The organism is Lysinibacillus sp. OL1 (assembly GCF_004332175.1).
GTDB classification, from domain to species: Bacteria; Bacillota; Bacilli; order Bacillales_A; family Planococcaceae; genus Lysinibacillus; species Lysinibacillus capsici.
The window spans coordinates 710,394-736,531 of sequence record NZ_SJDS01000001.1; the positions used below are offsets into that span (position 1 = coordinate 710,394).

The window sequence follows — 26,138 nt, forward strand, 5'->3', positions numbered from 1 at the left end:
TTATTTCCCGTACACAACGTAACAATCTGGTCTAGTTTGTCAGGTTTATTAAACCTTATACTCATAGTAGTTTCTGAACAGATTTCTTGTAAAAGAAGTAGTTTCGGAAATGGCTGTGGGTATTTTTTATTGGTAAATGAAAACGGTTACCTAATTGGATTGGAGATAAATGACAAGTTTTTGGAGGAATGAAAATGAGTAGACATTTAGGAGCAAAAAAGGGAGAAATAGCTGAGCGTGTCTTGCTGCCAGGAGACCCTTTACGTGCAAGATTTGTAGCAGAGCATTTTTTAGAGAATGTCTATTGCTATAACGAAGTAAGAGGAATGTATGGGTATACAGGAACGTTCAAAGGTGTACCGATTTCCGTGCAGGGGACGGGCATGGGGAATCCATCGATGAGTATTTACGGTACTGAATTGGTCAACGAATATGGCGTGAAAAAATTGATTCGTATTGGCACATGTGGTGCGATGCAAAAGGACATTCAAATCCGCGATATCATTCTAGCCCAAGCAGTGTCTTCAGACAGCAATTTGACGGAGAAAATTTTCTACGGCAATAATTACGCACCAATTGCGGATTTTTCCTTATTAATGAAAGCGTTTCAACTAGCGCAAGGGAAAAAAGGCAATGTGTTTGTTGGCAATATTTATAATTCAGATGAATTTTATCGTGAAACATTAGACAGGCTTCATAAGTTTATGGAATTCGGTGTTTTAGGGGTAGAAATGGAAAGCACCGCCCTCTATACGTTAGCCGCAAAATATGGGGTAAAGGCATTGTCTATTTTGACGGTAGGTAGTCAACTATTAACAAATGAAAGCTTAACGCACGGGGAAAGTGAAAAATCCTTTTTTGATATGGTGGACATTGCTCTTCATACAATCATCGATGCGTAAGGGATTGCATGGGATGGGAAGAAAAAGCATTTGAAAACATTGTTCGTTACGGAGGGGACAACATGCATTATATTATTTCGATAGTAGGTCTACTACTCGTGCTATTTTTAGCATGGCTTGCAAGTAATAATAAGAAAAAGATTAAATACCGCCCAATCATTGTGATGATTGTTATCCAGCTTGTTTTAGGGTTTCTATTACTGAAAACAGGTATTGGGGAATTTTTAATTAAAGGATTTGCTGATAGCTTTGCAAAACTACTTGAATATGCCAATGAAGGCACAAATTTTGTATTTGGTGGGATGGCGAATGAGGGTGCACATACATTTTTCCTCTATGTTTTAATGCCAATCGTATTTATGTCAGCCATCATCGGCATATTGCAACATTATAAAATTCTACCGTTTATGATTAAATATATAGGTTTCGTATTAAGTAAAATCAATGGCATGGGAAAACTAGAATCCTATAATGCGGTTGCAGCGGCAATCGTAGGGCAAAATGAAGTATTCATTTCAGTGAAAAATCAAATCGGCTTTTTACCAAAGCATCGGCTTTATACCTTATGTGCTTCTGCGATGTCAACGGTATCGATGTCCATTGTGGGCTCTTATATGACGATGCTAGAGCCAAAGTATGTAGTGGCAGCTCTCATATTAAACTTGTTTGGTGGTTTTATCGTGGCCTCAATCATTAACCCGTATGAAGTACAAGCGGAGGAAGATATAATCGAAGTGCAAGAAGGTGAAAAGCAAACGTTTTTTGAAATGCTAGGCGAATACATTATGGACGGTTTTAAGGTAGCCATCATCGTCGGGGTTATGTTAGTAGGCTTTGTAGGGTTAATTGCCCTCATTAATGGTGTGTTTGATGGCATTTTCGGTATCACATTCCAAGGTTTCCTAGGCTATGTCTTTGCCCCAATTGCGTTTGTCATGGGTGTACCTTGGCATGAAGCTGTGAATGCAGGGAGTATCATGGCGACAAAGCTTGTGGCAAATGAATTCGTTGCCATGCTGGACTTCGTTAAAATTCAAGATAGCTTCAGTGAGCGTACAGCAGCGATTGTCTCTGTATTCCTCATATCCTTTGCTAACTTTGGCTCAATTGGTACCATTGTAGGTGCCGTAAAAGGGTTAAATGAAAAGCAAGGCAATGTAGTGGCACGCTTTGGATTAAAATTGCTATACGGTGCCTCACTTGTAAGTGTTCTATCAGCCATCATTATTGGGATTGTGTTTTAAAGAGAAGAAATGAGAGGTGCATATTTTAGGCGTATCAATCCCTAAAATATGCTTTTTTTTGATCTTTTGTCAGGTGAGAAACATTGTAACTTTCTTCCATGATTTTCGTTTGATCTATTAAGAGGTTGAATTGTACCAGCAGTAAAAATTCATAAGGGGAAGGATAAGAATGAAAACTTTCTATCATTGTTTAATCATGTGGATACCTTTTATAGTGCTGTTTGCCTTAGCTGGATTTGGCTTAGAAGTTTTAGAAGGAAGAAAAATCAGGACATCAGAATATATGACGGGATTTCGTGATTTAGGCGTTGGCTATATGTTCTTAATGGGCTCTTTTGCTTTTATTCTCTATCCGATTTCGTTTTTACCGCTAACATTTATTGTGAGTCGTTTTATGAAAAATTGGCTGTTTAAAGTGGTTACCTTCACTTTATTTGGTGGGGCAATAGGGGCTTTTTCTTTCGTAATCATTTATGATTCGCGATTTATAGAAGAATATAATTTAAGTATTATCAATTCGATGCTTATTTTTGGTATTGCGAGTTTACTCTATGCTTTAGTAGAAAATGCGGTGAAGAAAAATATAAAATTTGTTTAACGAATGAATGTGTCTTTTTTTATCTAGCGGCATATGGAAAATTATTTCTACTCATTTCAGTCTAATTACCGATAGCATATTAACGGATTATCCTTTATGGTTAATAGGTCGTAAAAGACACTATCAGGAATATCCTGCAAATATTGAAATGATAGGTGGAAAACAATGAATTATCGAGTTTTATTATATTACCATTACACGAAGATTGAAGACCCAGAGACGTTTTCAGCAACGCACTTAGAAATGTGTAAAGAAATCGGTTTAAAAGGTCGTATTTTAGTAGCCAATGAGGGCATTAACGGGACTGTTTCGGGGACGATTGAGCAAACAGAGCAATATATGGCAAACATGCAAGCAGACCCATTATTCGAAGGCATTGTCTTTAAAATTGATGCGGCAGAAGGACATGCATTCAAAAAAATGCACGTTCGCCCACGTCCTGAGTTAGTCAACTTAGGCTTAGAAGAAGACGTCAACCCACATGAATTAACAGGTCGCTACCTGTCACCAGAACAATTCCTTGCTGAAATGCAAGATGAAAATACAGTAGTATTAGATGTGCGTAACACGTATGAATACGATGTCGGCCATTTTCGTGGCGCGATTCGACCAGAGGTAAAAAATTTCCGTGATACACCAGAATGGGTCCGTGCAAACCGTGAGCTATTCGAAGGGAAAAATGTTTTAACATATTGCACGGGTGGTATTCGTTGTGAGAAGTTTTCGGGTTGGATGAAACGTGAAGGCTTTGGCAATGTCGGTCAATTACATGGTGGTGTAGCAACATATGGAAAAGATCCTGTGGCGAAAGGTCAATTATGGGATGGGCAAATGTACGTTTTCGATGAGCGTTTAACGGTGCCAATCAATCAAGTAGAGCATGTGATTGTCGGTCGTGATCACTATGACGGTGAACCTTGTGAACGCTACATTAACTGTGCAAATCCTGAATGTAACAAGCAAATCATCGCATCTGAAGAAAATGAAGCAAAGCATTTAGGTGGCTGTACAATCGAATGTACAAAGCATGCGCGCAATCGTTACATCGTGCGTCACAATTTAACAGAAGAGCAAGTAGCTCAAGCAATTGAGGCGTTAATTTAAACAAACAAAGCGTTATTAAATATCTTTCATAACCTACTTTATAGAGGTTCTTCAAACACTCAATGTAAGTGTTCAAACTATCCATTTCAACATTGGACTAGTCTGCTCGCTTATATAGGGTGTTTTTTCTTTTGTAAGGAAAATGTAAATGACTCCATCATTGGTGGAAGGGCAGAAGAAATCTGATGCTGTTTAAAGTAAATGTTCAGAGGGTATTCAACAAAATGTAACAGTGTAAGCACACAAAGTGTTTGTCACGAATTAATCAAAATAGGAGATGATAGCTGATGGGAAACCCACATCTAACCGATCCACGTAAAAAATTTCATACCGAAAAATTCCCAAATCAGGAACAGAACACGCCAGCGCTACAGCGTGGAATGATCCCCAAACCTGACTGCGGAGAAGAATCATATAAAGGATACAATCGTCTAGGAGGGCGCAATGCCTTAATTACAGGAGGCGATTCTGGGATTGGCCGTGCTGCCGCTATTGCCTATGCACGTGAAGGAGCCAATGTAGCCATACAATTCTTCCCTGGTGAAGAGGAAGATGCCAACGTCGTTAAAGAATTAATTGAAAAAGCAGGAAGAAAAGCATTACTGCTACCGTATGACTTGCGAGAAGATAACGCGGCCACAGAGATTGTTACAAAAACCATAGAAGCCTTTGGCGGATTGGACATTCTTGTATTAAATGCTGCGCAACAGATCGCACAGCCATCCCTAAGTGACTTAACAATTAAACAAGTGCAAGACACTTTCAAAGTAAACATCATCAGCATGTTCGAGACCGTAAAAGCTGCTGAAGAACATTTGGAACCAGGAAGTGCAATTATCACCACCACATCGGTTCAATCTTTCGATCCATCCTCATCTTTAATGGATTATGCCGCGACAAAAGGTGCAATAAGCAACTTTATGGTATCCCTATCCTCGTACTTTGCTTCTAAAGGTGTCCGTGTCAATGGTGTTGCACCTGGCCCGATTTGGACGCCGCTTCAGCTAGATAACGGGAAATTAGAAGGAGAGATTCCTGAGTTTGGTCAAAATACGCCTCTCGGCCGTGCGGGACAGCCAGTAGAGCTTGCACCCGTTTATGTTCTTCTGGCCTCGGATGAAGGAAGTTATATCACGGGTCAGATTTATGGAGTGACAGGTGGTAAGCCGATAGACTTATAAACTTACTAAAACCACTCTCGACATTAGTGATGTTCTACTGTTTATGTTAGATAAACAGCTTAAGATTGATAATGAAACGAATTAAATGCTATGCCCCCTATAGTTAGTAGTTTGTCTCTAACTTAAGGGGGCATCTGCTTTTCCGTCACCAATTTGAATCCTCGTTTATAAGTAGGAGCGCTTAGCTGGCCATGAACCTTGTAGTTTACGAAGTTGAACAATTTGTCCTGTATGGTAAGCGTCGTGCAAAAGGATATTTAGATATTGTTGCCAAACTGGAAGAGCGGGACTAGGTTGATCTAATGCCTCTTCATGCAAGGATGCTAATGAAGATTGTAGGGCATCATGTACGTGAAGGGTTCGATTCACTGTTTCTTGCCAAGCATCTTCATCATGAGCTCCGCCTTGGACAAACGTTTCATCATTATTTTGTGGAGCAACAAATGTCTCATCTTTATGTAAGCGAGAAAGTAAGCGCTCTTTAAAGATTAATAAATGGTTTACATTTTCCCATATCGTATTAGCGGCATTTCCTTCTGGTTGCCAACTAGCTTGCGCAGCAGTGAGATTCTTTAATGCTTCTGATAACGGTGGGTACCATTCCTCTTCGTAAAAAACCTGATTGACTCCATTTTGCAAGAGCTCTTTTTTACTCATTTGGATAACCTCCTTTTTGTAACGCTCAAAACATTCCTTACTATTAATTTATCAAATTTTCCGAAAATAGTACATAGTAATAGAATTTTGTTGTTCTTTACTCGACATTGCCATTTCATCTAACTAAAAATCAAATTGTAAAGTTTGCTTGACATACGTAGTGATGTAAAGTAAACTTTACTTAACATTAAATGTATAGTTTGCTTTACATTTATAAAGGAGGCATTATGAAAAACAGAATTCGAGAATTACGAAAATTGAACAAGATTACGCAGGAAGAGTTGTCGAAACAAGTTGGCGTTTCACGGCAATCAATCATTGCTATTGAATCAGGCAAATTCAATCCATCCTTAGAGCTTGCCTACAACATATCCAAAGCGTTCAATAGCACAATTGAAGAAGTGTTTATATTTGAAGAGGGGAGAATGAATGATGGAGATTAATATCTGGGGTATGATTGGATTGTATGGGGGAGTGATTGGTGGACTCCTTGGATGGTGGTTCGGGCGACAGAAAGCTAGAAAAAACAGAGGTTTAGACGAGCTGTACTATCATATTTGGCAAAAGGCGAGATCCTATTCATGGTATGTGACATTAGGAGCGCTGTATGTTTTCTTTACGTTACTCAGTTTTGGGATTGAATTAAGCACTGCCATGGTTTTAGGTATCCTTTTATTAACACACGTAGCGAGTTGGGGAATCATCGGAATTATGATGACCATCAATATGTCCAGCGCAGCCCCGTTACAGCCCTCGCGTGTGAAGGTGGGCCTATTCGTCTTCATGACGTCCATTATTGTATTCACGATCATCTCGATCCTGACGACAAACTGGCTGTTTTTATTATTTAGCATTCCACCTAATTTAATTGCACTTTTTACTGCACTTATTCCGAAGCGAAAAGATTCCGAGGTAACCTACTAAACTTCATACGAATATCGTACCGTTTTTTCCCCTATAGATATGGTGGTCTATGGGGGTGTTTTTTATAATGACAATAAAAACAGCTAAATGAAAAAATGGTAGTGGAAGAACACTATTTGACTAACATTGTTAAAATAAGTAAAATGATAGTTGTTACAAAATTTGGGAGGTGTTTACTTGCATACAAACTATGTTCTATATAATATTGTTCCTTTCGGATTTTTAGTGTTGTTGGTCTATATTTTTATAGATGTATTTCTTGATTACTTTAGAAAAGAAATCAAGAGTAATCAAAGACGTGTTACTTTATACAGCTTTCTCTTCTATTTACTATGTTTACTTCAAATTAAAGTAGGGGGAATAACACTTTTACCTCTAAATCCAGCAGACAAGAGTAGACGTTTTATTACAGCTAATGATTGGTTTGGAATTTTTGATAGTATCCACTTCAATATGTATTTGTGGAGCTATTCATCTATAGTTTATAATTTTTTATTATTACTTCCTTTAGGGATATTTTTATGCATTCTTTTCCATTTTAAAAATATAAATAAAGCCATTTTTCTAGTGATATTGTGTTGTTTAGGTACAGAGCTTTTACGTCTACTATTAGGGTCGTTTAGTTTAGTTCCTAGGAACATTGGTTCTATAGATGCTATCTACTTGTTATGTAATATACTTGGTGGAATAATTGGTATATTAATAGTGAAAATATTTACGCATATACAAATGAAGCGAAAAGATAAAGTTTATAATGGTAGTTTTAATTGAATAATAGTTTTCGGCAATTGGGCGCGTTTATTTATCAACGTGTCTTTTTCTTTTAAATGGCAATATTGTTGAATAATACAGTTATTTGAAACCTTTCCTACAATTTACCGTTAAGTATTGTTAAACGGCAATACAAATAGAAAGAGGGATTCGTTATGATTGGTTGGCTTAATATTGGCAGTCTCTTACTAGGAATAATCGCTTGGATACTTCCGGTTATTTATCTAATGGGAAATAAAAAACATGAACATTCTAATTGGGGCATCCTTGCCGTTCTCAGCATCAGTGCCTGCGCTATTTCAATTAGTTTTCAGATGTTTTATAATTATCATTTAGTAAAAATTGAGGATTGGACGGCACTCATGGACACGACACGTGCAGTCGTGATAGCCACAGCAGTTCTTCTCATTTTTACATTGCTATTAAATGGCCTTACTTTTATTGTATATCAAAAGAACAAAAAGTAAGATATTCGTTGCCTGTTCGTATGATTGAAATATATTTTTGGTTTTCAGAGAGTGTAATGAAGATAATGGTAATTTTTGGGACTTTTACAATCGGGCGCTTTATTTAGCGAAAATCTACTCTTTCTCGTGAGATGGCTAGAACAAAGGCTATGAAAAAAATAGTATCAATTATTTTTACGAACAGAAAGCTACCGGTTGATGAGAGGTGCATGTAAAACGATTGAGAATTCATCTTGGAGCTGTGTACCGAAAAGATCATTCTAAGTTGGCTACACCCGTAAGCACCCGTAATCATGTGCGAGAGTATCGTCAAATGACCGTACTTCTTAAGGTAAGTAATGTGAATTGCTTATAAATAAGGTGGTAACACGAGTTGAATCGTCCTTTTGGTTAATCCAAAAGGGCGTTTTTTTTATTCCTTTTTTGAGCAAGTATTTGAAAATCTAAATGTATGAGGAGCAAGCATTATGAAAGATAATCATCAAGATTCACAACTAAAGCGGGAATTAAGTACGCGTCACATGCAATTAATTGCACTTGGCGGATCCATTGGGTCGGTTTATTTTATGACTCTAGTTCAACCACTCAAATGGCAGAGCAGGCAAAGTGAGGAATAGGCTCTAAAGTAGCGGTTAAAACATGAAAAGTAGCGGATACAACGTGAAAAGTGATGGATAGAGCAGGCAAAGTGAGGGATAGGTTCTAAAAAGGCGGTTAAAACATGAAAAGTAGCGGATACAACGTGAAAAGTGATGGATAGAGCAGGCAAAGTGAGGGATAGGCTCTGAAGTAGTGGTTAAAACATGAAAAGTAGCGGATACAAGGTGAAAAGTGATGGATAGAGTAGGCAAAGTGAGGGATAGGGCCATCTATTTTGCTCTTTTTCATTTAAGGGTCATATTGTTGAGTAAAGCAATACATCTTACATTTGCGTGTTTATCTTAACATTGGGTCCAATTGTTGAATAACATTCTTTTAAGTAAAGTTTCCAAACAAAGCTTCTGGCACTTTAAGTTTCAGCATTTTAATACATGATATACTTAAACGCACTTGAATTAACACAAGGTATATTGTTATCTTTGTAGAATCTAATTATTATAATAAATTGCGGTGAAATTCAATTCTATAAAGGGAGTGTAAAGGTGGACCTACTACTTTTGGTAACTATTGGTTTCATAATAATTGGATTTGTTGTGCTCGCTTCTATGAAAAAAGATATGGAAAGTAAGGTCGCTTTTATAAAATTGAATATGGAAGAAGAGGGAAATTCATCAAAAGCAAGATCTGTAGTTTGGTGGATATGGAGTACCACTGCTTGGGGGATAGTAAGTCTGTTTCTTGTTGTTTGGTGTGTCCATCATTACTTTGGGTAACTTTTTGGCTTCAAATGGGTAAAAACAGGTACTGCACATTTCTAAATGAAATATTGTAGCAAAATATATTAAAAGCAAAGGGTGGGTATTTTGAAGATAATCGAGACGGAACGATTATACCTTAGAGCGTTAAAAATGGACGATCATCATGAATTATCAAAAGTGCTTTCCGACCCCGAATCTATGCAATATTACCCTCATCCCTTTAATCAAGAAGAGGTTAAAAATTGGATCAGATGGAATGAGAAAAATTATAAGCAATATAATCACGGACTATGGGCAGTTGTTTTAAAAGAAGGAGATCTATTTATCGGTGATTGTGGAATAACCATGCAGAACATTGACGGTGTATGGTTACCTGAAATCGGTTTTCACATTATTAAAGCGTATTGGAATAAGGGGTATGCGACAGAAGCGGCATCTGCTTGTAAGGAATATGCATGGAATGTTCTGGGCTATTCTGAAATATTTTCATACACGACCTTAAAAAATATCCCATCCCAAAAAGTTGCGGAAAAAATCGGGATGAAAAATTATAAGATTTTTGAGAAGAATGGTGAACAACAAATCGTTCAAGTTGCCTACAAAAGTTTATGAATAGTTAGTAACTCATTTTTTATTCCAGAAAAGGGCGCGTTAATATAGGAACGTGTCTTTTTCTTTTAAAGAATTGAATTGCATTCATTTTTCAAAGGGGGATTGAATGAAGAAATATATAAAAGGGTTAGTGCCTTGCATTTATTTGATGTTGTCGTTCTTTGTACTATCTGGCTGCAATGCTCAAAAAAGTGGTAATACTTATTATTTATTATTGATGGGTGAAAGTGAAAGCTGGAATCTAACTGGGTATGAAATTGTTATAACACCAGAAGACTTTAAAGCAGGATTTGGGACCTTAAAAATGAAAAACGTCAATACGTATATGACAGATTTCTTCCACTTTGAAACGCATGTGGTTATCGAGAGTGATGATTCAGTAGTTCATACTGATTCAGTTACTGGTGAGACGAATATAGCAGAATATACAACTGGTGCTATTGCAGGGCCATACATCAATAAAAATGGTGACTTTATTACACTGAAAGATATACATGAGATTTATGTGGTCGTTGAATGGTGGGATACTAGTAAGAACGAAAGTATAAAAGAAAGAGTAGATTTATTTAACAAATCGAAAAAAGAACAGTCCTTCTTGAACGAACTATAGGTAAAGTTGAATAATGATCTTCTGGGACGCTTATCTGAAATAATAGGAAAGCGTCTTTCTTCATGAAAAGGGCCATTATCAGTAAGCCCATCTAATACATAGGTACTGTTGCATCATCTAGAAGTGCATTGCATACTACTGCAATCTTGATAAAAAGGCTACTCTAAAATATTTCCAGGAGATTGAACAATTTTCTAGAAAACGAGCGTCTAAGTAGTAGGATTGAAACGAGGTGAGCTGTTGTTGGAACAAATCGTAGAACAATATGGTGAATATTTGTATCATCTTAGCTATTTATATATGAAGGATTTTCAGCTTGCAGAGGAGATTACACAGGACGTACTCATGAAGTACTTATTACATAAAGACGATTTTAGAAAAGATGCTTCATTGAAAACGTATTTAACCCGTATCGCTATTAATTGCTGTCACGATGAACTACGTAAACAAAAGAGAAAATCATTTATTTCAAAGCTTTTACCACTAGGTAGAACTGAACCCTCCGTAGAGCAAACATATATAGCAACTGAAGATTTTGCAACTTTAAAGCAAATTGTCTTTGCCTTACCACTTCATTATAGGGAAGTCATTGTACTGTTTTATTATGAAGAATTTGATGTTTCTGAGATTGCTAGTTTATTAAATGTCTCACAAAACACCGTTCGTACAAGGATTCGTCGAGCGAGAGAATTGTTGAAAACAAATCCGGAACTGGAGGCAATATTTTATGAAGGAATTTAAAGACAAGCTAAAAGAAGAATTGCGACATGATGCCCCATTTACAAATGACATCAAGCAACGTATATTGCAAAAGAAACCCATGAAAAGAAAGTTGAACTGGCAGGTTGTCTCCGTATCTATTGCAGCTTTTTTCATGATTGGGTTCATGCTATTCGTTGAATTTTCTCAAAAGAATAACCTACAAAACGCAAGTCAGCAAAATGAGCTATTACCAATTGTCGATGATGTTTCCTCTCTAGACATCATTGAGCCGAACTATGCCCATCTACTTGGGAAACAATGGATGCTGCATTTTTTGCCAATGATTATCGATAAGGAAGCCCCCATTACGTATGGAGATTATGTTGCTTTTTATGGAACGGATGGGCTTGTCGTTTCAACTGTATTAGGATTAGGGAATGATCATGTAACAATGAAGCAAGGGCAAATTTTAGTAGAGAATACCCCATTAAAAGTTCATGGATTAAATGAGCAAATAAAAAAAGAGGATATCAATGACCCAATGAAAAATCCTTACTTTTTTCATAATTTTGGAACAAGACCAGCGCCATTCAATGACAAATCGATTTCTGCGAAAGAAAAAGAAATGGTTGTTTATGACAGTGACGAAGGTCATACGATTATGAAAATTAGTGAGGGGCAATTAGTCGGTAAGGTCGTAGGCTTCCAAAATTTTGAGCTAACATTTGAATTGACTGAAGAGGAGCAGCAAGTTTTTAATGCCTTTAAAACGGATTATAATATTGAAAAGTTAAAAAATATGACACCCCAAGCGATTACTAAAATGTTTTTAATGAGTGATATTGAAAAAGATTTTAAAACATATGAAGCATTGTTCACAACAAATAAGAACGAAGAAACAGAAAGTGTTCGAAGATATTATGAGAAAACGAAAATCGTACGTCAGGAGTTGTTTACAAAGGAAATAAATCGCCTTATTATTGCAAACCTCTTTGCTGGGCTAGAACATGCGGAGTTTGAGCAACAAACAGATACAACAGGTGTTGTAAAATTTATTTCACTTGAAGGACCAACAGAGCTAGGTATGGAGAAAAATGCCCAAGGAATTTGGCAGCCAGCCTTTAGTAGGGGAATTTATTAGGTTTTTAGAAAGGACATCAACTCTAATTTTCATCAGTATCTTTATCTAACAATCGGACGCGTTTATTTCGAAACGCGTCTTCTTTTATAGGTCATGTAGATTGAATAAAGAGCAGGATAGTTTAACGATATAGGTGGATTTTTATGGTAAAATATTTTAGTGGAATGTATTTTTGGGGAGAATAGTGAGTTTTAAGAAAAGGAGTGTTCAATGTTGAAAAAAGTGTTCTCAGGAATTTTTCTTGGGTTGATTCTAATCATGACTTCGTCACCGGCATATGCAGCCGATTTTCAAATAAAAGTTGACGGTGTTACAATTGCATCTGATGTAAATCCAGAAGTTAAAAGTAATCGGACAATGGTTCCTTTACGTGTAATTAGTGAAAATTTAGGGGTAAATGTTGTATGGACGGATGCCCAAATCACCCTTACTAAAAACGATATACAGGTAACACTAAAACTTAATCGTAATCAAGTGGTGAAAAACGGTAAAACAGAAACGCTTGATGTAAAGCCATATATGAAGAATAATCGTACTTTTGTTCCGATGCGTTTTCTTGCCGAAACATTTGGCAGCAATATCACTTACAAAAACGGTACAGTAACGGTTGAGACACAGCCTCTCTTTATTGATGGTATAAAAGTAAAAGCATTGCAATACGAATATCATATGACATTAGGCGGAGTCGTACAGCAAATCAATGGGAATGGTTATAACGAAGCTATTTATAATACTTTTATAAAAAATAATGGAAGTAAAATCGAAGCACCTACTTATAATCCTTGGGATTCTCATCCCATTCCAGTAGGAGACTATGATAAAACTGCGCAATTTGATTTTTTAGACCAAGACTCTAACAGTATCAAACGGTTTGATATTTATTTTTCCACGGGGGACTTGGGCGGAGTTTTGGTGCATGATACTACTGCAAATCATTGGTATGTCTACAGTGATACCGCAAGACTGGGAATACTTCAATTAATTGATACAGCCTCGTTGAACGGCTTTGTGACGGTTATGAGTAATACAGTTCCATAAGGTGGATAATAGTATAAACGGGGTTCTATATGGTCACTAATTCACCAATTCCAATATTATCGACACAAAGTAGGATAAAAATCAAAAACTGCATCCATTTAGATGCAGTTTTATTTTTTTCTAATCAGTGTTTCACCAAGTGGGATTCCAACCACAACAACCAAAACAGTTAAAATTAACAGCGCTCTAAAAATAAAATATGCAGCTTCATCAAACATCGTATCCCTCCTTCTTTTTTACAATACCTACCTCATATTCCGAAAGAATTATTGTTGTGTTTTTATAGTTTACGTCATTACAAGGTACGTATGCAGTTTTTAAAAAATTTGTGGTCTTCAGAAATTTCTTTAGTAAGGAATGCGTCATGCTTCCTCTAAAGGGTCATTTTAATCCTTTAGAAAATGAAAGAATAAAAACTTTGTAATGATGCTATACAAGATCTTCAATCGTTATTTGCTAAAGAATGAGCTAAAGGTTAATAATCCTTTACCCGAGATAATAAATAGTAAACGATACATAAGTAAATTTAATGGAGGTTATGATGATGAGGGTAGTGAAGAAAATAGCCAAGATGGCAGGAATCCTTCTAGTTATACTGACTTTGTTTATGGGGGTTGGATACGCTATTCTTGTGATTAATCCGTTAGGAAATAAACCAGGCAAGCCAGTTGCGGATATTGAAGACAAGGTGGAGATATGGGGAGAAGAAGTGGCAGGTAATCATTCGGGAAGTAAACTTGACGATATGAATATTAAGGGCAATCCTAACAGACTTTTGGCGACATTCAAATTTTCCACTGGCATTGTGGGAGAAGACTATAAAGACAATGAAGCGGCCATTGATACCTTTACCTATGTCTATGAAATTGAAGGGGGCTATGAAAAATCAACCTATGAAGATGAGCCCTATCTGATTCCATATACGGTAGCGAACAGTTACAGTGCCGTCATTATTATGCCAGGTGGTGGTTATGGCTTTAAGGAAATGGATGGAGGAACAGCGGAAGGAAAGGAAGTAGCTGCATCATTAAATAAAGCAGGTATTAATGCATTCGTTCTCCACTATCGTTCCAATCCCTATGAGTGGCCTATTCCACAGCTAGATGTTCAGCGTGCCGTCCGATTTCTACGTTATCATGCCAATGATTATGGTCTCCATCCAGATCGAATTGGTTTAATAGGTTTTAGTGCTGGAGGCTATCAAACGGGTAGCTTTATTAACCTTATTCAGGGAGAAAATCTGTTTCCTGCTAGTTATCAGCCTGATGCCATTGATGCTGTTGATGATCAAGTAGCATCTGCTGCTATGATTTACCCTGCATTGACGTATCGCTATAATGTGCCCATGCTCTTTGCTTCTTTTAATGATGAAGATGTCAGAAATCCAGAAAAACGTGAAGAGCTCTTGCAGCAGACAGATTTATCTACGCATTTCAGAACAGCTCATATACCTCAGTTTATAGCTTATGGGACAAAGGATTTAGCAATCGGGGTAAAAGGTCCACAGGAGTATATCCAATCTGCACGAAACGCAGACGCGGATGTGACTGTGATAGTAGCAGAGGACCAGAATCATGGCTTTAAGCAGGAATACTATATGCGAGCGTATCTTGAATGGGTAAAGAAAATTTTTGCTTCTTTATAATTTGCTTAAGAGGTCAAAGATTTTAGTAAGTGCTATTTTATATGGTTTAAAGTAAAATAGTAGTAAGGTATTTCACCATCAACTCAACTAATCTGATTAGTTGAGTTTTATGTTTTTATAGAAAAGCTACTAAAATATTGTAAAGAAGATGTGATGATAAATGGGGAAAATTGCTATATTAGCAGAGAAACCATCTCAAGCAAGAGCATATGCAGACGCCTTTAAAGTGAAGCAAAAAGAGAAAACCTTTATTGAACTGGAACCTTGTGCTACTTTTCCTCATGGTGCAGTTATTACCTGGGCAGTTGGTCATCTTGTTGAATTAAAGGAGCCGAAAGAATATCAAAAGGAATGGGAGAAGTGGTCGCTTGCTTCATTACCGATCATTCCGCAAAAATTTGAAGATAAAGTGGTCTCTAAAATGTATCCACAATTCAATGCAGTCAAAAAAATCTTTAGTGATCCCCAAGTAACAATGATTTATAACTGCTGTGATAGTGAACGTGAGGGTTCAAATATCTTCTACTCCCTTTTGAAAATGACAAAAGTAAATAAGCCAGTTAAACGATTATGGATCAATTCATTAGAAGTGGAGGAAATCCGAAAAGGTTTTAATCATATGCAAGGTAATGAGCGTGATTTGCTTATGTACCAAGAAGCCAAAACGCGTCAAATTAGCGATTGGCTAGTAGGTATGAACTGTAGTCGCCTCTATACGCTACTGTTGCAGAAAAAGGGCTTCAAGGGCAGTATCTCCATCGGACGAGTACAATCGCCAACCGTCTATTTAATTTATAAAAGACAGCAGGAAATTGAACAGTTCAAGCCTGAAAAATTTTATGAAATCGAAGGGGTATTTAAAGCTCAAAATGGTGTATATAAAGGGAAGGCGAAGCTAAAGACAAAAGAGCGGGCTGAGGCAGTGCAGTTATTGCAACAGCATGGGATTGAACCGAATGATACAGGTCTCATTACAAGTGTCACGAACAAAACGAAGCGGATGGCACCACCTAAACTACATGCGCTATCAACTTTACAAGCGGCTGCCAATAAACGTTGGAAATACAGTCCATCACATGTGTTGAAACTTACGCAATCACTTTATGAGAAAAAGCTCGTTTCTTACCCACGTACCGATTCACAGCTCATTACACATAATGAGTTTGCTTATTTAAATGAATCATTAGGAAACTATCAGCAGCTCGTGGGAAAAGCATTTCAACCAATCAATAGAGGGAAGAACAAGCGCTATGTCGACAGTGCCAATGTTGGGGAGCACTATGCGATAATTCCAACGAAAAAAATACCGACCGCCAAAGCGTTGCAATCCATGAATGCTGATGAACGAAATATTTATTTTGAAATCCTCAATACGACACTCGCTATGTTTCATCAGGATTATGAATACGATGAAAAAACGATTATCACGAATGTCAAAAATGTAGAGTTTAAAACAGTAGGGAAAACAGAGCTTGTCAAAGGCTGGAAAGAATTATTTTCAAATGAGACAGAGGTGCAGGCGCGTGAGGAGTCTTTACCTGTTGTCTTCCAAGATGAGCTGGTACAAAGTAAGATTGCTATTGTAGAAGGCACGACAACACCTCCGAAGCCCTATACAGAAGGTCAACTCATTACGATGATGAAAACCTGTGGTAAATCGGTTGAGGATGAAGAGGAAATCGAGGTGCTGCAATCGATTGAAGGGATTGGGACGGAAGCAACTCGGAGTGGCATTATTGAGACGATTAAGAAGCATGGATTTATTGAAGTACGAAAAAATATCGTGAGCATTACACCGAAAGGACAGCTTTTATGTCAGGCAATTGAAGGAACATTATTGTCAAGTCCTTCTATGACGGCCAAATGGGAAATTTACTTACATAAAATTGGCCATGGGGAAGGCTCTGCCAAGCATTTTATTGAGAGCATAGGCAAGTTTATTCATCAATTAATAGCAGAGGTGCCTAAACAGTTAGAGGCACTGACAATTGAAGCAGAGCAGTTTAAACCAGCCGTGGTAAAAGATATTGCCATGTGTCCAGCATGCAAGGAAGGGAAAATAGGCTTGCGTAAAACCTTTTATGGTTGTTCGAATTATAAAAATGGTTGTAAGCAAACGTTCCCACAAAGGCTATTAGGAAAAAAACTAACGGAAAAAAACATCCATGATTTATGTAAGAGTGGGAAAACTGCTATGATGAAAGGCTTTAAATCAAAGAATGGCAAACAATTTAATGCAGCCCTACGTTTGGTAGAAGGAAAAATTGAATTTGAATTTAAAGAAAAGTAAATGCTGTTAGTTTCAAAGGACTTCCAACATGAAAGTAGGATAGTGTGTTTGTATAGGACATGCTATCCTATTTTTAAGTAAATCAGTCACCTAAAAGGAGCGATGTAATGACGACTATAAAAGAAATTGGCAGCTTATGTCTGACGGATAGTGATGGATACATAATTAATCATGCAGATTGGAATAAAATCAACCCTATTTTTCTTGCTGTCATCAACGATGTGGTTCATACCTATCGCACCCTTCTCCAAGATGACTTACATAGCATTTATATAAGGGGATCGATTCCAAAGGGTATAGGTATTGAAGGAGTAGCTGACTTAGACACAATAGCGGTCACGAAGCAAAATCCTAAAAAACAGCAGGTAAAGCGGATAAAAGATGTAGAGCAAGCGTTAACTCAAAACCATCATTGTGTAGATGGGATTGAGCTAAGTGTATTCGGCAAAGAAGATATTTTAAATACGACATCTTTTTCAATCATTAGTTTCATCCTCCAAACCCATAGTATATGTGTGTTTGGAGAGGATTTAATAACTCGATTACCAAGATATAAAGCGAACGAGGCTTTAGCGAATGACCACCTTATCCAATTGCAGGGGCAAATAAAAAATGCCTGTGATGATCTTCAAGATAATTCGGATAGAGAGGATATTAAAGATTGTTGTAAGTGGATTATGAAAATTATAGTAAGAGCAGGGCTTGCACTTGTCATAACGAAGGAAAACACCTATACAAGGGATTTATACCCCTCCTATAAACGGTTCTCAGAATATTTCCCTGACAAGGAAAGCGACATGAGAAGGGCACTTGAATATGCAATAACACCCATAATCGATACGAACGTTTTGTTATTGTTTTTAAATGAATTTGGAACGTGGATGGTCAGTGAAGCGGAGAAATGGTTACAATTCTATAACCCTACTAGAGAATTAAACATGAAAATCGTATAACTCGAGACAAATAGAGAAAGGTAATCACATATGCGTTGTGATTACCTTTTGTTTTTGTTGTTAATTGAAATTTGGTGTTCTGCTTTATCTTTCAAAAGGGTTGTCAATATAAGGGCCTTTAATGGTAATACGCATTAACTGGGTCGCCATAAATTTGGGGGTATAGGGCATATCATTTTCTAACCACCAGACGATTACTTCAAGAAAGGCGGCTGCATAAAAACGGACGGCCATTTCGCGCGGCACGGTCAGCTTTTGGTCGTCAGGCTCCATCATTTGAATGCCGCTCGAGACAAAATTGATAATAATGTCTTTAAGGCCATCGGAGAAATAAGGGATATTTTTTTCTGTGAGATAGACCTTGTATAGTTTACTATTCAGCGCTATTTGTTCAAATAAATGCATAAATGTCTCATGTGGCTGGTCATAATTTGGTAATAAATCAAAATCCTTCTTCTCTTCGAAGGGTGGGTGAATACTACTTACAAGCTCATGCAAGGCTTCTTCTGAGCTTTGATAGAGAAGGTCTAATTTATCACGGTAATGTAAATAAAAAGTGGCACGGTTTAATGTAGCCCGTTGTGTAATATCTTGTACCGTAATCTTTTCATAGCCTTGTTCATCAATTAATGCCACTAGTGCATCTCTTAATAATTGGCGCGTTCTGATGACGCGAGGGTCCGTTTTTTTCGACATTTTGAAGCTCCTTGTATTAAATTTTCTATTTAAACAACAGTCCGATTGCAAGTGTTGTGAAAGCATCATTTTGGGCTTTGGTGTTGTTTGCCCTTTTTCAATTGCGCGTTATAATTATATTAACGACACCGTGTCGATAATACAACTAGTTGTTAACGTGTTCACGAATTGTTCATTTATATAGAAGAAAGGGAGATTTATGATGGGTCGTTTAAATGGGAAAGTAGCAATTATTACAGGAGCAGCAATGGGAATGGGCGCTTCTGAGGCAAAACTATTTGCACAAGAAGGCGCAAAGGTTATTGCAACAGATGTACAAATCGAGCCCTTGAATAATTTAGTAAAAGAAATTAAAGAAAATGGTGGGGACATTATTGGTCTTCAACATAATGTTACTTCTGAGGATGAGTGGAAAGCAGTGATTGCCGAGGCTGTAAAGGCATATGGCAAAGTGGATATCCTCGTCAACAATGCGGGCGTTTCATCACCTAAAACAATTGCCAACATGGAAATGGCTGAATGGAATAAAATTATGGATATTAACCTGAATGGTTGTATCATTGGCATGAAATATGTGATTCCTGAAATGCAAAAAGCTGGCGGTGGTTCAATTATCAATATTTCTTCGATCGGTGGAATCGTGGGAATGGCTGGTACAAGCCCTTATACAGCAGCAAAAGGAGCGCTTCGTGTGCTTTCTAAATCGGCTGCGATTGAATATGGTAAAGATAAAATTCGTGTGAATTCTGTTCATCCAGGCATTATTGTAACACCAATGACAGCGCCTACGATGGAAGAGGGCGGTGCATTGCCATACTATCAAGCTTACACGCAATTACCATACTTCGGTGAACCTGAAGATGTAGCTTATGGCGTAGTGTTCTTAGCATCAGACGAATCCCGCTTTATGACAGGCGCAGAGCTCGTAATTGATGGCGGCTGGACAGCCATTTAATCCAATAGCAAAATCAAAACTAGGCATCACTCGACGTGAGCCTAGTTTTTTTATATGGACGAGGGTGAATACCGGCAAATCGAGTGAAGATAAACGCGGTCATACCTGCGATTAAGCAATAAATCCTCGATAACGAGCGATAAACCAAATAAATAAAAGAGAAATCCCTGCTGAAGGAATCCTTGATACATACAAAAATAGCACAGACATAGTGGATATTTGTGCATATCATAAATGGAGTAAGCGTTTTCTTCATTTATATAGAAGAAAGTCAAAACCGAAAATTTCACGATTATGTGAACGTCACGAAAAAAAATTCACAAAAACCTTAACTATTTCATGTGAAATCCGTATAATAAATCAAACAGTACGAAAATTGTCCATATTTCTCGAAAAATTGCGTGAATTTTTTAAATTGTATTGACGTAGGAAACGATAATTTGTACACTGTGTACAGTCAATTGTTTTGTGGAGGAATACAATTAATTTGAAAAAGTTAGGATTTGATAGATATGATCGTGTGTAAATTTGGTGGAACATCTGTAGCAAGTGCAGAACAAATACAAAAAGTAGCAAACATTGTAAAATCTAATCCGGCGCGTAAGATTGTTGCCGTTTCAGCACCAGGGAAACGTTCTGGTGACGATATAAAAGTAACTGACCTATTAATACAATTAGCAAATGCAGCGTTACTACAAGAGAATACAGAGGAAAAATTGCAAACTGTTGTGGATCGTTTTAGAGCGATTGCTGATGGTTTGGGGCTAGATAATGCCATTTGTGACGTAATCGCAGAAGATTTACGTGAACGTGTACAAGGTGACAAAACAAATGTGGAATTATTCATCGATAGTATTAAAGCAGCAGGTGAAGATAATAACGCCAAGCTTATTGCCGCTTACTTTAATGCCATTGGTATGCCCGCACGCTATGTCAGTCCTAAAGAAGGTTTAGTGGTCAATGATTTACCAGAAAGAACCTTTGCATTACCTGAAGCGTATGCTAATTTAGCCCCTTTAAAAGACACAAAAGAAATTATTGTGTTCCCAGGGTTCTTCGGTTACACTAAAGCGGGCGTATTGCGAACATTTGACCGCGGTGGCTCTGATATTACAGGCTCTATTTTAGCAGCAGCCGTTGAAGCGGAGCTGTATGAAAACTTTACGGATGTGGATTGTGTGTTCTCCGCGAATCCGAAAGTCGTCAACGATCCAGTGGAAATTAAAGAAATTACGTATCGCGAAATGCGCGAATTATCATATGCAGGCTTTTCAGTGTTCCATGATGAAGCGTTAATGCCTGTCTACAAGATTGGGGTGCCCGTTAACATAAAAAATACAAATAATCCATCAGCCCCAGGTACACGTATTGTACCAAGCCGTCCTGCAACAGGTCGTCCAGTTACAGGTATTTCGGCAGACAGTGGCTTTTCAACTTTATATGTCTCTAAATATTTGATGAATCGTGAGGTAGGCTTTGGACGTAAGCTACTCCAAATTTTAGAAGATGAAAATATTTCTTATGAACACACACCATCTGGTTTAGACGATATTTCTGTCATCATGCGTTCGAATCAACTAACACCAGAAAATGAAGCACGCATTCTTAGTCGTGTGAAAGAAGAGCTACATGCAGAGTATGTAGAAATGCGTCACGGTTTTTCCATGATCGTGATTGTGGGCGAAGGGATGCGTCATAACACAGGATTAGCTGCCCGTGCTGCCACAGCGATTTCAAAAACTGGCGCAAATATTGAAATGATCAATCAAGGTTCTTCTGAAGTGAGCCTCGTGTTTGGTGTCCTTCAGGAATATGAAAACCGCATTTTACAAGCGTTATATGAAGAGTTTTTTGCCCATGCAAAAGCATAATGACACAATCGTCACTAATCCAAGTGTTTCTTGCTTGGATTAGTGTTTTCTTTTTGCTGAGAATACGGTAAAATCGAGGGCGTACATAGTTGGGAGGGTTATTCGTGAAGAATTTAACAATTGGTATGCTTTTTTCGGTCATTGGAATACTTTTTGTCTGTTTAACGATTATGGATATTTTACCGTCATCGACAAAAACAATGAAAATTGTCTACATAGGCATTGGATGGGTCTTTATTATCATCGGCTCTGTCATCCGCTTTAAGAATCTCAAACAAAAGCAGCAATAACACTTTGAAAATGGAATTGTGACAATCGCCAAAGTTATGATACAATTTCAAAGAAAATAAATAATTTGAGTATTATGAAGTTGTTATTCTGTACAAATGTTCAGAAGGTTCAAATTTTAATAAAGAATCGACCGTACAAATTCTTCTTTGTAAGAATTTGTTTTTTTATGTTCCGTAACAACTTTATCGCGAGGAGGCGATTGATTGCCTATACTTACTAAGGATTGCATTCATATTTTTGACGATTATGTTGCCCTTCAAACAGCTTCAGCCATGAAGGTTGTATCCTCAGCCATGCATAACCCAGGCTTTGGTCATTATACGCATCTGATGAATCGAACGGTGCCTATTACCTATGATGAGCGACAGCCACATCAGGAATTGCTGCAGTTTTTGCAGGCACAGCATTTCCCGCATGACAATACAGTGGCTATGATGACGGCTGTCCAAGCCAAGTTTGCGACTATTCGTGACTTTACATATGAGGGAATCCACCTTGTCATTATGATTACCGCAGGACTTGGCAATGCGGTAGATATTACCCGTGCTTTTCATCGAGAGGAGCAGTATCATCCAGGCACTATCAATACTTGGGTGCTGATCAATGGCAAGCTGTCTGATGAGGCACTTTTTCAGGCAATGATTTCAACTACGGAAGCCAAGGTCAAGGCTTTAGTAGATGAGGGTGTTACAGATCCTACGACAGGCACGCTAGCTACAGGTACATCTACTGATAGCTTGCTTATTGCCTCGACAGAAGAAGGGGACTTCCATCAATATGCAGGTCCCATCACTATGCTTGGTAAGGTCATTGGCTATGGTGTTTATGAAACGATGTGTGAGGCGGTTAGGAAATACAAAAAAGATAAAGAGGAGAGGTCTAAATGATTGCTATTGTGATTGCCTGCATCATAGGGCTTATTTTTGATTTAGTAGTAGGGGACCCTCCGAAGCTTCCTCATCCTGTACGCTGGATTGGACACTTGATTCAATCGCAAACAGCTTTATGGAATAAGGGCAAATGGCGCAAGCTACGTGGGACAGTGATGGCACTTGCTGTTGTTGGCACGACCATGTTTGTGGTGACGCTAATTCTATTACTAAGCTATCAGGTGAGTATCATTTTTGGCATCCTTGTAGAGGGTCTGCTGATTGGTATCGGACTGGCACAGCGGAGCTTGAAGGAGGCGGCGATGGCTGTCTATGTGCCGCTTGTCAAAGGGGATTTTGCCGAAGCACGTGTTAAGCTGTCTTGGATTGTCGGACGTGATACCGATAAATTAGGTGAGGATGAAATTGTGCGTGGTGTGGTAGAAACGGTTTCTGAGAATACAAGTGATGGTGTGACAGCTCCACTCTTTTATGCCTTTCTATTTGGGGCAATTGGTTTATGGGGCTATAAGGCTGTCAATACCTTGGATTCGATGGTGGGCTATAAAAATGAAAAATATAAAGACTTTGGTATGTTTTCAGCCAAGCTTGATGATGTCCTGAATTTTATTCCAAGTCGCATTACAGGCTTACTGATCGTGCTTGGTACGAAAAATGAAACAGATCGTTCGCTTGGCAAGCGCTTAAAGCGTTGGGTACAGGACGCTAAGAAGCATCCTAGTCCAAATAGTGGCTATTTAGAGGCAGCGACTGCAGTGCAGCTTGGTGTACAGCTAGGGGGAAAAAATACGTATCAGGGCGTTGTCTCTCATCGAGCAATTATGGGGGAAAAATTAGTGCCATTAACGAAAGAGCATATTGCAACGTCCATTATTCATATGCGTATTGCCACAGTACTGTTTGCGCTTGTTATGTTAGCAGTGGAGGTGTTAATTTATGCGGTTACCTAATCACGGAGCAAATCCGCAAAATGTTTATCAGCAATTAGGCTTAACGATGCCTGAGGTGGTATATGATTTCAGCGAAAATGTCAATGCGGCAGGACCACCAGCCTTTGTGGAGGCACGTTGGCGTACTTTTTATCCACTAATTCAACGCTATCCAGATCCAGATGGGGAGCCTTTTTTAACGAAGGTCGCAGCTTTTCATCAGGTAGAAAAGAATACGATTTTACTAGGCAATGGGGCTTCAGAGCTTTTTAGTGTACTAGCAAGACGTTATGCCAATAAGCGTGTTATCATTGTGCATCCAACTTTTTCAGAGTATGAGCGAACATTGCGTGCTGCAGGTGCTACGATCGTTCCTATTGTCGTGACAGATTTTATCAATTACACATTGCCATTAGAGCAGCTACAGCAGGAAATGATGACGGCAGATGCTGTATATCTTTGTACACCTAATAATCCGACTGGCGTACTGCCAAATAAGGAAGATTTACTCGCCTTAATCGCACACGGAGCAATCGTTAATTGTGAGCTTGTTATCGATGAGGCATTTATGGATTGGGTAGATGAGGCGCATTCGCTGATTCAATTTAGTGCACAAAACCCACATGTTATTGTCGTTCGTTCGATGACTAAAATGTATGCGATTCCAGGTTTACGACTTGGGTATTTGGTTGCGCATGCTACAATTGTGAGCGCCTTAAAAGAAATGCTACCGCATTGGAATTTAAATGCCTTTGCGCTTGTAATTGGGGCAAGCTGTTTAGACGAACAGCACTATTGTCAGCAGGCAATTACCTATGCCGCTGCGCAAAGGGAATGGCTGCATCGTTACTTACAGGACAATGGCTGCCAAGTAACGAATAGTGTAACGAATTATGTGTGCTTCTCCTTACCGAAAACACAGCAAGCAGACGCCTTTTTCACCTATTGTCTTGCACAGGGGGTTGTGCTGCGTCACACAAAAAACTTTCAAGGCTTGCAGGGTGAGTGGTTCCGTATTGGCATAAAAGACATTGCAGCCATGACATCTTTACATAATTGTCTACAAACGTGGTTTAACCTAAATAAGGGGAGAGAAAAGTGACAACTTTTTATCTAGTAAGACATGGGGAAACACACTGGAATCAGGAGCATCGACTACAGGGGTGGCTGGATTCTCCATTAACGGAAAACGGTAGAGCAGCGGCTGAAAAACTTCACAAGCAACTGCAACAGATTCTTTTTACCGCTGCTTATTGTAGTTCAAGTGGTCGTGCAAGAGAGACGATGGCTATTTTGATGGCCAATCGCAAGCTGCCTATTGCCTATGAAGATGATTTACGGGAGATCTATTTAGGGAAATGGCAGGGGCAGACAATCGACGATATACTGGCGACACATAAGCTTGATTATGAGCTATATACGAACTACCCTGCGCAGTTTGTGGCGAGTCATACAGAAAGCTTTGGAGCTGTAACAGAAAGAGCGATGTTTACATTAAAAAAAATAGCAGCCCAACATCACAATGAAACGATCCTCATTGTCTCCCACGCTGTAACGATTAAATGCATTATCAATGCTATTTTACAGCGCAGCATTAGTGAGCTGTGGGCAGCCCCATACATTCATGGGACAAGTGTGACAGTGATTGAACGGCAAGGTCAACAATGGCTTGTGAAGGATATTGGTAATCTACATCATTTACAATAGGAGGTGTCCTACATGGCGCTTATTTTTATTACAGGTGGTGTACGTAGTGGTAAATCCCATTTTGCCGAGCAAGCAGCGCTTCAGCATTATGAGGCACAGACATGTACAGCGAAACGCTTGCTCTATTTGGCCTCGGGTATTGCCTTAGATCATGAAATGGAAAAAAGAATCTTACGGCATCAGGCAGATCGCCAGGCACAGCCTATTCAATGGCTGACGGTGGAGGCTCCCTATGCAATTTCTGAAGTATTTGAGACACTTCAGGATGGAGATGTGGTGCTGTGGGATTGCGTGACAACTTGGCTGACCAATGCTTTTTACGAAGGGTATGACAAGGGGACACCCTGTTTACAACAGCCTGGTTGTTTAGCTAAGAAGCTACAGGCCGTCAAGCAGGCGATCCAATCACTACTGAAGAAGGATTTGACTTTTTTTGTGGTATCCAATGAACTGTTTGATGAACCTCCTTATGCTAGTGAGGAAGTAGAATTATACCGACGAACGCTCGGACAGTTCCATCAATGGTTGGTTTCTATGGCACAGGAGGCCTATGAAATGAACTATGGCATTGTAAAGAGATGGAAATAATCAAGAAGGAAGGC

At 38.4% G+C, this 26,138-nt stretch carries 28 protein-coding genes and 1 other annotated feature; of the genes, 26 read left to right on the forward strand and 2 right to left on the reverse strand.

Going from position 1 to position 26,138, the window contains the following annotated elements:
* Positions 1–194 precede the first annotated feature (194 nt).
* The 5 genes from deoD to EW028_RS03630 all read left to right on the forward strand — a co-directional run bounded on the left by deoD (position 195) and on the right by EW028_RS03630 (position 5,029).
* Positions 195–902 carry a purine-nucleoside phosphorylase gene (deoD, locus tag EW028_RS03610; protein WP_131519908.1) on the forward strand — a complete coding sequence of 236 codons (708 nt, stop codon included), beginning with the start codon at positions 195–197 and terminating at the stop codon, positions 900–902.
* A gap of 62 nt (positions 903–964) precedes the next feature.
* Complete coding sequence (locus tag EW028_RS03615) at positions 965–2,146, forward strand: NupC/NupG family nucleoside CNT transporter (protein WP_048390691.1); 1,182 nt, start codon at positions 965–967, stop codon at positions 2,144–2,146.
* Between the two features lie 169 nt (positions 2,147–2,315).
* Positions 2,316–2,744: a hypothetical protein gene (locus EW028_RS03620; protein ID WP_048390590.1), complete on the forward strand. Its 429-nt coding sequence runs from the start codon at positions 2,316–2,318 to the stop codon at positions 2,742–2,744.
* Positions 2,745–2,909: 165 nt separating this feature from the next.
* On the forward strand, positions 2,910–3,848 hold the full coding sequence (gene trhO / locus EW028_RS03625) for an oxygen-dependent tRNA uridine(34) hydroxylase TrhO (RefSeq protein ID WP_054548782.1): 939 nt from the start codon (positions 2,910–2,912) through the stop codon (positions 3,846–3,848).
* Positions 3,849–4,135: 287 nt separating this feature from the next.
* Positions 4,136–5,029 carry an SDR family oxidoreductase gene (locus tag EW028_RS03630; RefSeq protein ID WP_131519909.1) on the forward strand — a complete coding sequence of 298 codons (894 nt, stop codon included), beginning with the start codon at positions 4,136–4,138 and terminating at the stop codon, positions 5,027–5,029.
* A 165-nt stretch (positions 5,030–5,194) separates the two neighbouring features.
* Here EW028_RS03630 and EW028_RS03635 read toward each other — a convergent pair whose 3' ends face one another.
* On the reverse strand, positions 5,195–5,686 hold the full coding sequence (locus tag EW028_RS03635; RefSeq protein ID WP_131519910.1) for a DinB family protein: 492 nt from the start codon (positions 5,684–5,686) through the stop codon (positions 5,195–5,197).
* Between the two features lie 227 nt (positions 5,687–5,913).
* Here EW028_RS03635 and EW028_RS03640 point away from each other — a divergent pair, with 227 nt between their 5' ends.
* The 13 genes from EW028_RS03640 (at position 5,914) to EW028_RS03700 (ending at position 18,197) form a co-directional block, all read left to right on the forward strand.
* Positions 5,914–6,129: a helix-turn-helix transcriptional regulator gene (locus EW028_RS03640; protein ID WP_054548780.1), complete on the forward strand. Its 216-nt coding sequence runs from the start codon at positions 5,914–5,916 to the stop codon at positions 6,127–6,129.
* The gene (locus EW028_RS03645; protein WP_054548804.1) at positions 6,119–6,610 is read left to right on the forward strand and encodes a hypothetical protein; all 492 of its coding nucleotides are present in this window, start codon (positions 6,119–6,121) and stop codon (positions 6,608–6,610) included. Before EW028_RS03640 ends, EW028_RS03645 begins: the two co-directional genes overlap by 11 nt.
* 177 nt (positions 6,611–6,787) lie before the next feature.
* Positions 6,788–7,381, forward strand: coding sequence for a VanZ family protein (locus EW028_RS03650; protein ID WP_131519911.1), 594 nt, complete (start codon positions 6,788–6,790; stop codon positions 7,379–7,381).
* A 155-nt stretch (positions 7,382–7,536) separates the two neighbouring features.
* A complete protein-coding gene (locus tag EW028_RS03655; RefSeq protein ID WP_054548778.1) occupies positions 7,537–7,848 on the forward strand; it encodes a hypothetical protein in 312 nt (103 codons plus the stop codon).
* A 140-nt stretch (positions 7,849–7,988) separates the two neighbouring features.
* Positions 7,989–8,237: a binding site (T-box leader), on the forward strand.
* Positions 8,238–8,990: 753 nt separating this feature from the next.
* Complete coding sequence (locus EW028_RS03660) at positions 8,991–9,221, forward strand: hypothetical protein (RefSeq protein WP_131519912.1); 231 nt, start codon at positions 8,991–8,993, stop codon at positions 9,219–9,221.
* 90 nt (positions 9,222–9,311) lie between these two features.
* The gene (locus EW028_RS03665) at positions 9,312–9,818 is read left to right on the forward strand and encodes a GNAT family N-acetyltransferase (RefSeq protein ID WP_081010929.1); all 507 of its coding nucleotides are present in this window, start codon (positions 9,312–9,314) and stop codon (positions 9,816–9,818) included.
* A 106-nt stretch (positions 9,819–9,924) separates the two neighbouring features.
* Positions 9,925–10,428: a hypothetical protein gene (locus EW028_RS03670; protein WP_131519913.1), complete on the forward strand. Its 504-nt coding sequence runs from the start codon at positions 9,925–9,927 to the stop codon at positions 10,426–10,428.
* 243 nt (positions 10,429–10,671) lie between these two features.
* A complete protein-coding gene (locus EW028_RS03675; RefSeq protein WP_016994968.1) occupies positions 10,672–11,169 on the forward strand; it encodes an RNA polymerase sigma factor in 498 nt (165 codons plus the stop codon).
* On the forward strand, positions 11,156–12,271 hold the full coding sequence (locus tag EW028_RS03680) for a hypothetical protein (RefSeq protein ID WP_131519914.1): 1,116 nt from the start codon (positions 11,156–11,158) through the stop codon (positions 12,269–12,271). The genes EW028_RS03675 and EW028_RS03680 overlap by 14 nt, the downstream gene beginning before the upstream one ends.
* Positions 12,272–12,484: 213 nt before the next feature.
* Complete coding sequence (locus tag EW028_RS03685; protein ID WP_131520022.1) at positions 12,485–13,309, forward strand: copper amine oxidase N-terminal domain-containing protein; 825 nt, start codon at positions 12,485–12,487, stop codon at positions 13,307–13,309.
* 544 nt (positions 13,310–13,853) lie between these two features.
* Positions 13,854–14,954, forward strand: a complete 1,101-nt coding sequence (locus tag EW028_RS03690; RefSeq protein WP_131519915.1) for an alpha/beta hydrolase — start codon at positions 13,854–13,856, stop codon at positions 14,952–14,954.
* 160 nt (positions 14,955–15,114) lie between these two features.
* On the forward strand, positions 15,115–17,244 hold the full coding sequence (locus EW028_RS03695; RefSeq protein WP_131519916.1) for a type IA DNA topoisomerase: 2,130 nt from the start codon (positions 15,115–15,117) through the stop codon (positions 17,242–17,244).
* Positions 17,245–17,351: 107 nt separating this feature from the next.
* Positions 17,352–18,197 carry a nucleotidyltransferase gene (locus EW028_RS03700; RefSeq protein ID WP_131519917.1) on the forward strand — a complete coding sequence of 282 codons (846 nt, stop codon included), beginning with the start codon at positions 17,352–17,354 and terminating at the stop codon, positions 18,195–18,197.
* Positions 18,198–18,281: 84 nt separating this feature from the next.
* Here EW028_RS03700 and EW028_RS03705 read toward each other — a convergent pair whose 3' ends face one another.
* A complete protein-coding gene (locus EW028_RS03705; protein WP_131519918.1) occupies positions 18,282–18,893 on the reverse strand; it encodes a TetR/AcrR family transcriptional regulator in 612 nt (203 codons plus the stop codon).
* 202 nt (positions 18,894–19,095) lie between these two features.
* On the opposite strand from EW028_RS03705, the gene EW028_RS03710 reads away from it, so the two are divergent.
* The 8 genes from EW028_RS03710 (at position 19,096) to EW028_RS03745 (ending at position 26,124) form a co-directional block, all read left to right on the forward strand.
* A complete protein-coding gene (locus EW028_RS03710) occupies positions 19,096–19,848 on the forward strand; it encodes a glucose 1-dehydrogenase (RefSeq protein ID WP_004228793.1) in 753 nt (250 codons plus the stop codon).
* Positions 19,849–20,360: 512 nt separating this feature from the next.
* Positions 20,361–21,719 carry an aspartate kinase gene (locus EW028_RS03715; RefSeq protein ID WP_048390622.1) on the forward strand — a complete coding sequence of 453 codons (1,359 nt, stop codon included), beginning with the start codon at positions 20,361–20,363 and terminating at the stop codon, positions 21,717–21,719.
* Between the two features lie 104 nt (positions 21,720–21,823).
* Positions 21,824–22,009 (forward strand): hypothetical protein, encoded by a 186-nt coding sequence (locus EW028_RS03720; protein ID WP_131519919.1) that lies wholly within the window; start codon positions 21,824–21,826, stop codon positions 22,007–22,009.
* A gap of 204 nt (positions 22,010–22,213) precedes the next feature.
* Entirely contained in the window at positions 22,214–22,897 is a 684-nt protein-coding gene (locus EW028_RS03725) for an adenosylcobinamide amidohydrolase (RefSeq protein WP_131519920.1), read from the forward strand.
* Positions 22,894–23,850 carry an adenosylcobinamide-phosphate synthase CbiB gene (gene cbiB / locus EW028_RS03730; RefSeq protein ID WP_131519921.1) on the forward strand — a complete coding sequence of 319 codons (957 nt, stop codon included), beginning with the start codon at positions 22,894–22,896 and terminating at the stop codon, positions 23,848–23,850. Before EW028_RS03725 ends, cbiB begins: the two co-directional genes overlap by 4 nt.
* Positions 23,837–24,931 carry a pyridoxal phosphate-dependent aminotransferase gene (locus EW028_RS03735; RefSeq protein ID WP_131519922.1) on the forward strand — a complete coding sequence of 365 codons (1,095 nt, stop codon included), beginning with the start codon at positions 23,837–23,839 and terminating at the stop codon, positions 24,929–24,931. Before cbiB ends, EW028_RS03735 begins: the two co-directional genes overlap by 14 nt.
* On the forward strand, positions 24,928–25,536 hold the full coding sequence (locus tag EW028_RS03740) for a histidine phosphatase family protein (RefSeq protein ID WP_131519923.1): 609 nt from the start codon (positions 24,928–24,930) through the stop codon (positions 25,534–25,536). The genes EW028_RS03735 and EW028_RS03740 overlap by 4 nt, the downstream gene beginning before the upstream one ends.
* A gap of 12 nt (positions 25,537–25,548) precedes the next feature.
* Entirely contained in the window at positions 25,549–26,124 is a 576-nt protein-coding gene (locus EW028_RS03745; RefSeq protein WP_131519924.1) for a bifunctional adenosylcobinamide kinase/adenosylcobinamide-phosphate guanylyltransferase, read from the forward strand.
* The last annotated feature ends 14 nt before the right edge of the window (positions 26,125–26,138 follow it).

What these genes read in the sequence shown, in the direction of transcription:
- deoD (WP_131519908.1), top strand. Translation starts at nt 195, where the DNA reads ATGAGTAGACATTTAGGAGCAAAAAAGGGAGAAATAGCTGAGCGTGTC.
- EW028_RS03615 (WP_048390691.1), top strand. Translation starts at nt 965, where the DNA reads ATGCATTATATTATTTCGATAGTAGGTCTACTACTCGTGCTATTTTTA.
- EW028_RS03620 (WP_048390590.1), top strand. Translation starts at nt 2,316, where the DNA reads ATGAAAACTTTCTATCATTGTTTAATCATGTGGATACCTTTTATAGTG.
- trhO (WP_054548782.1), top strand. Translation starts at nt 2,910, where the DNA reads ATGAATTATCGAGTTTTATTATATTACCATTACACGAAGATTGAAGAC.
- EW028_RS03630 (WP_131519909.1), top strand. Translation starts at nt 4,136, where the DNA reads ATGGGAAACCCACATCTAACCGATCCACGTAAAAAATTTCATACCGAA.
- EW028_RS03635 (WP_131519910.1), bottom strand. Translation starts at nt 5,686, where the DNA reads ATGAGTAAAAAAGAGCTCTTGCAAAATGGAGTCAATCAGGTTTTTTAC.
- EW028_RS03640 (WP_054548780.1), top strand. Translation starts at nt 5,914, where the DNA reads ATGAAAAACAGAATTCGAGAATTACGAAAATTGAACAAGATTACGCAG.
- EW028_RS03645 (WP_054548804.1), top strand. Translation starts at nt 6,119, where the DNA reads ATGGAGATTAATATCTGGGGTATGATTGGATTGTATGGGGGAGTGATT.
- EW028_RS03655 (WP_054548778.1), top strand. Translation starts at nt 7,537, where the DNA reads ATGATTGGTTGGCTTAATATTGGCAGTCTCTTACTAGGAATAATCGCT.
- EW028_RS03670 (WP_131519913.1), top strand. Translation starts at nt 9,925, where the DNA reads ATGAAGAAATATATAAAAGGGTTAGTGCCTTGCATTTATTTGATGTTG.
- EW028_RS03680 (WP_131519914.1), top strand. Translation starts at nt 11,156, where the DNA reads ATGAAGGAATTTAAAGACAAGCTAAAAGAAGAATTGCGACATGATGCC.
- EW028_RS03690 (WP_131519915.1), top strand. Translation starts at nt 13,854, where the DNA reads ATGAGGGTAGTGAAGAAAATAGCCAAGATGGCAGGAATCCTTCTAGTT.
- EW028_RS03695 (WP_131519916.1), top strand. Translation starts at nt 15,115, where the DNA reads ATGGGGAAAATTGCTATATTAGCAGAGAAACCATCTCAAGCAAGAGCA.
- EW028_RS03700 (WP_131519917.1), top strand. Translation starts at nt 17,352, where the DNA reads ATGACGACTATAAAAGAAATTGGCAGCTTATGTCTGACGGATAGTGAT.
- EW028_RS03705 (WP_131519918.1), bottom strand. Translation starts at nt 18,893, where the DNA reads ATGTCGAAAAAAACGGACCCTCGCGTCATCAGAACGCGCCAATTATTA.
- EW028_RS03710 (WP_004228793.1), top strand. Translation starts at nt 19,096, where the DNA reads ATGGGTCGTTTAAATGGGAAAGTAGCAATTATTACAGGAGCAGCAATG.
- EW028_RS03715 (WP_048390622.1), top strand. Translation starts at nt 20,361, where the DNA reads ATGATCGTGTGTAAATTTGGTGGAACATCTGTAGCAAGTGCAGAACAA.
- cbiB (WP_131519921.1), top strand. Translation starts at nt 22,894, where the DNA reads ATGATTGCTATTGTGATTGCCTGCATCATAGGGCTTATTTTTGATTTA.
- EW028_RS03735 (WP_131519922.1), top strand. Translation starts at nt 23,837, where the DNA reads ATGCGGTTACCTAATCACGGAGCAAATCCGCAAAATGTTTATCAGCAA.
- EW028_RS03745 (WP_131519924.1), top strand. Translation starts at nt 25,549, where the DNA reads ATGGCGCTTATTTTTATTACAGGTGGTGTACGTAGTGGTAAATCCCAT.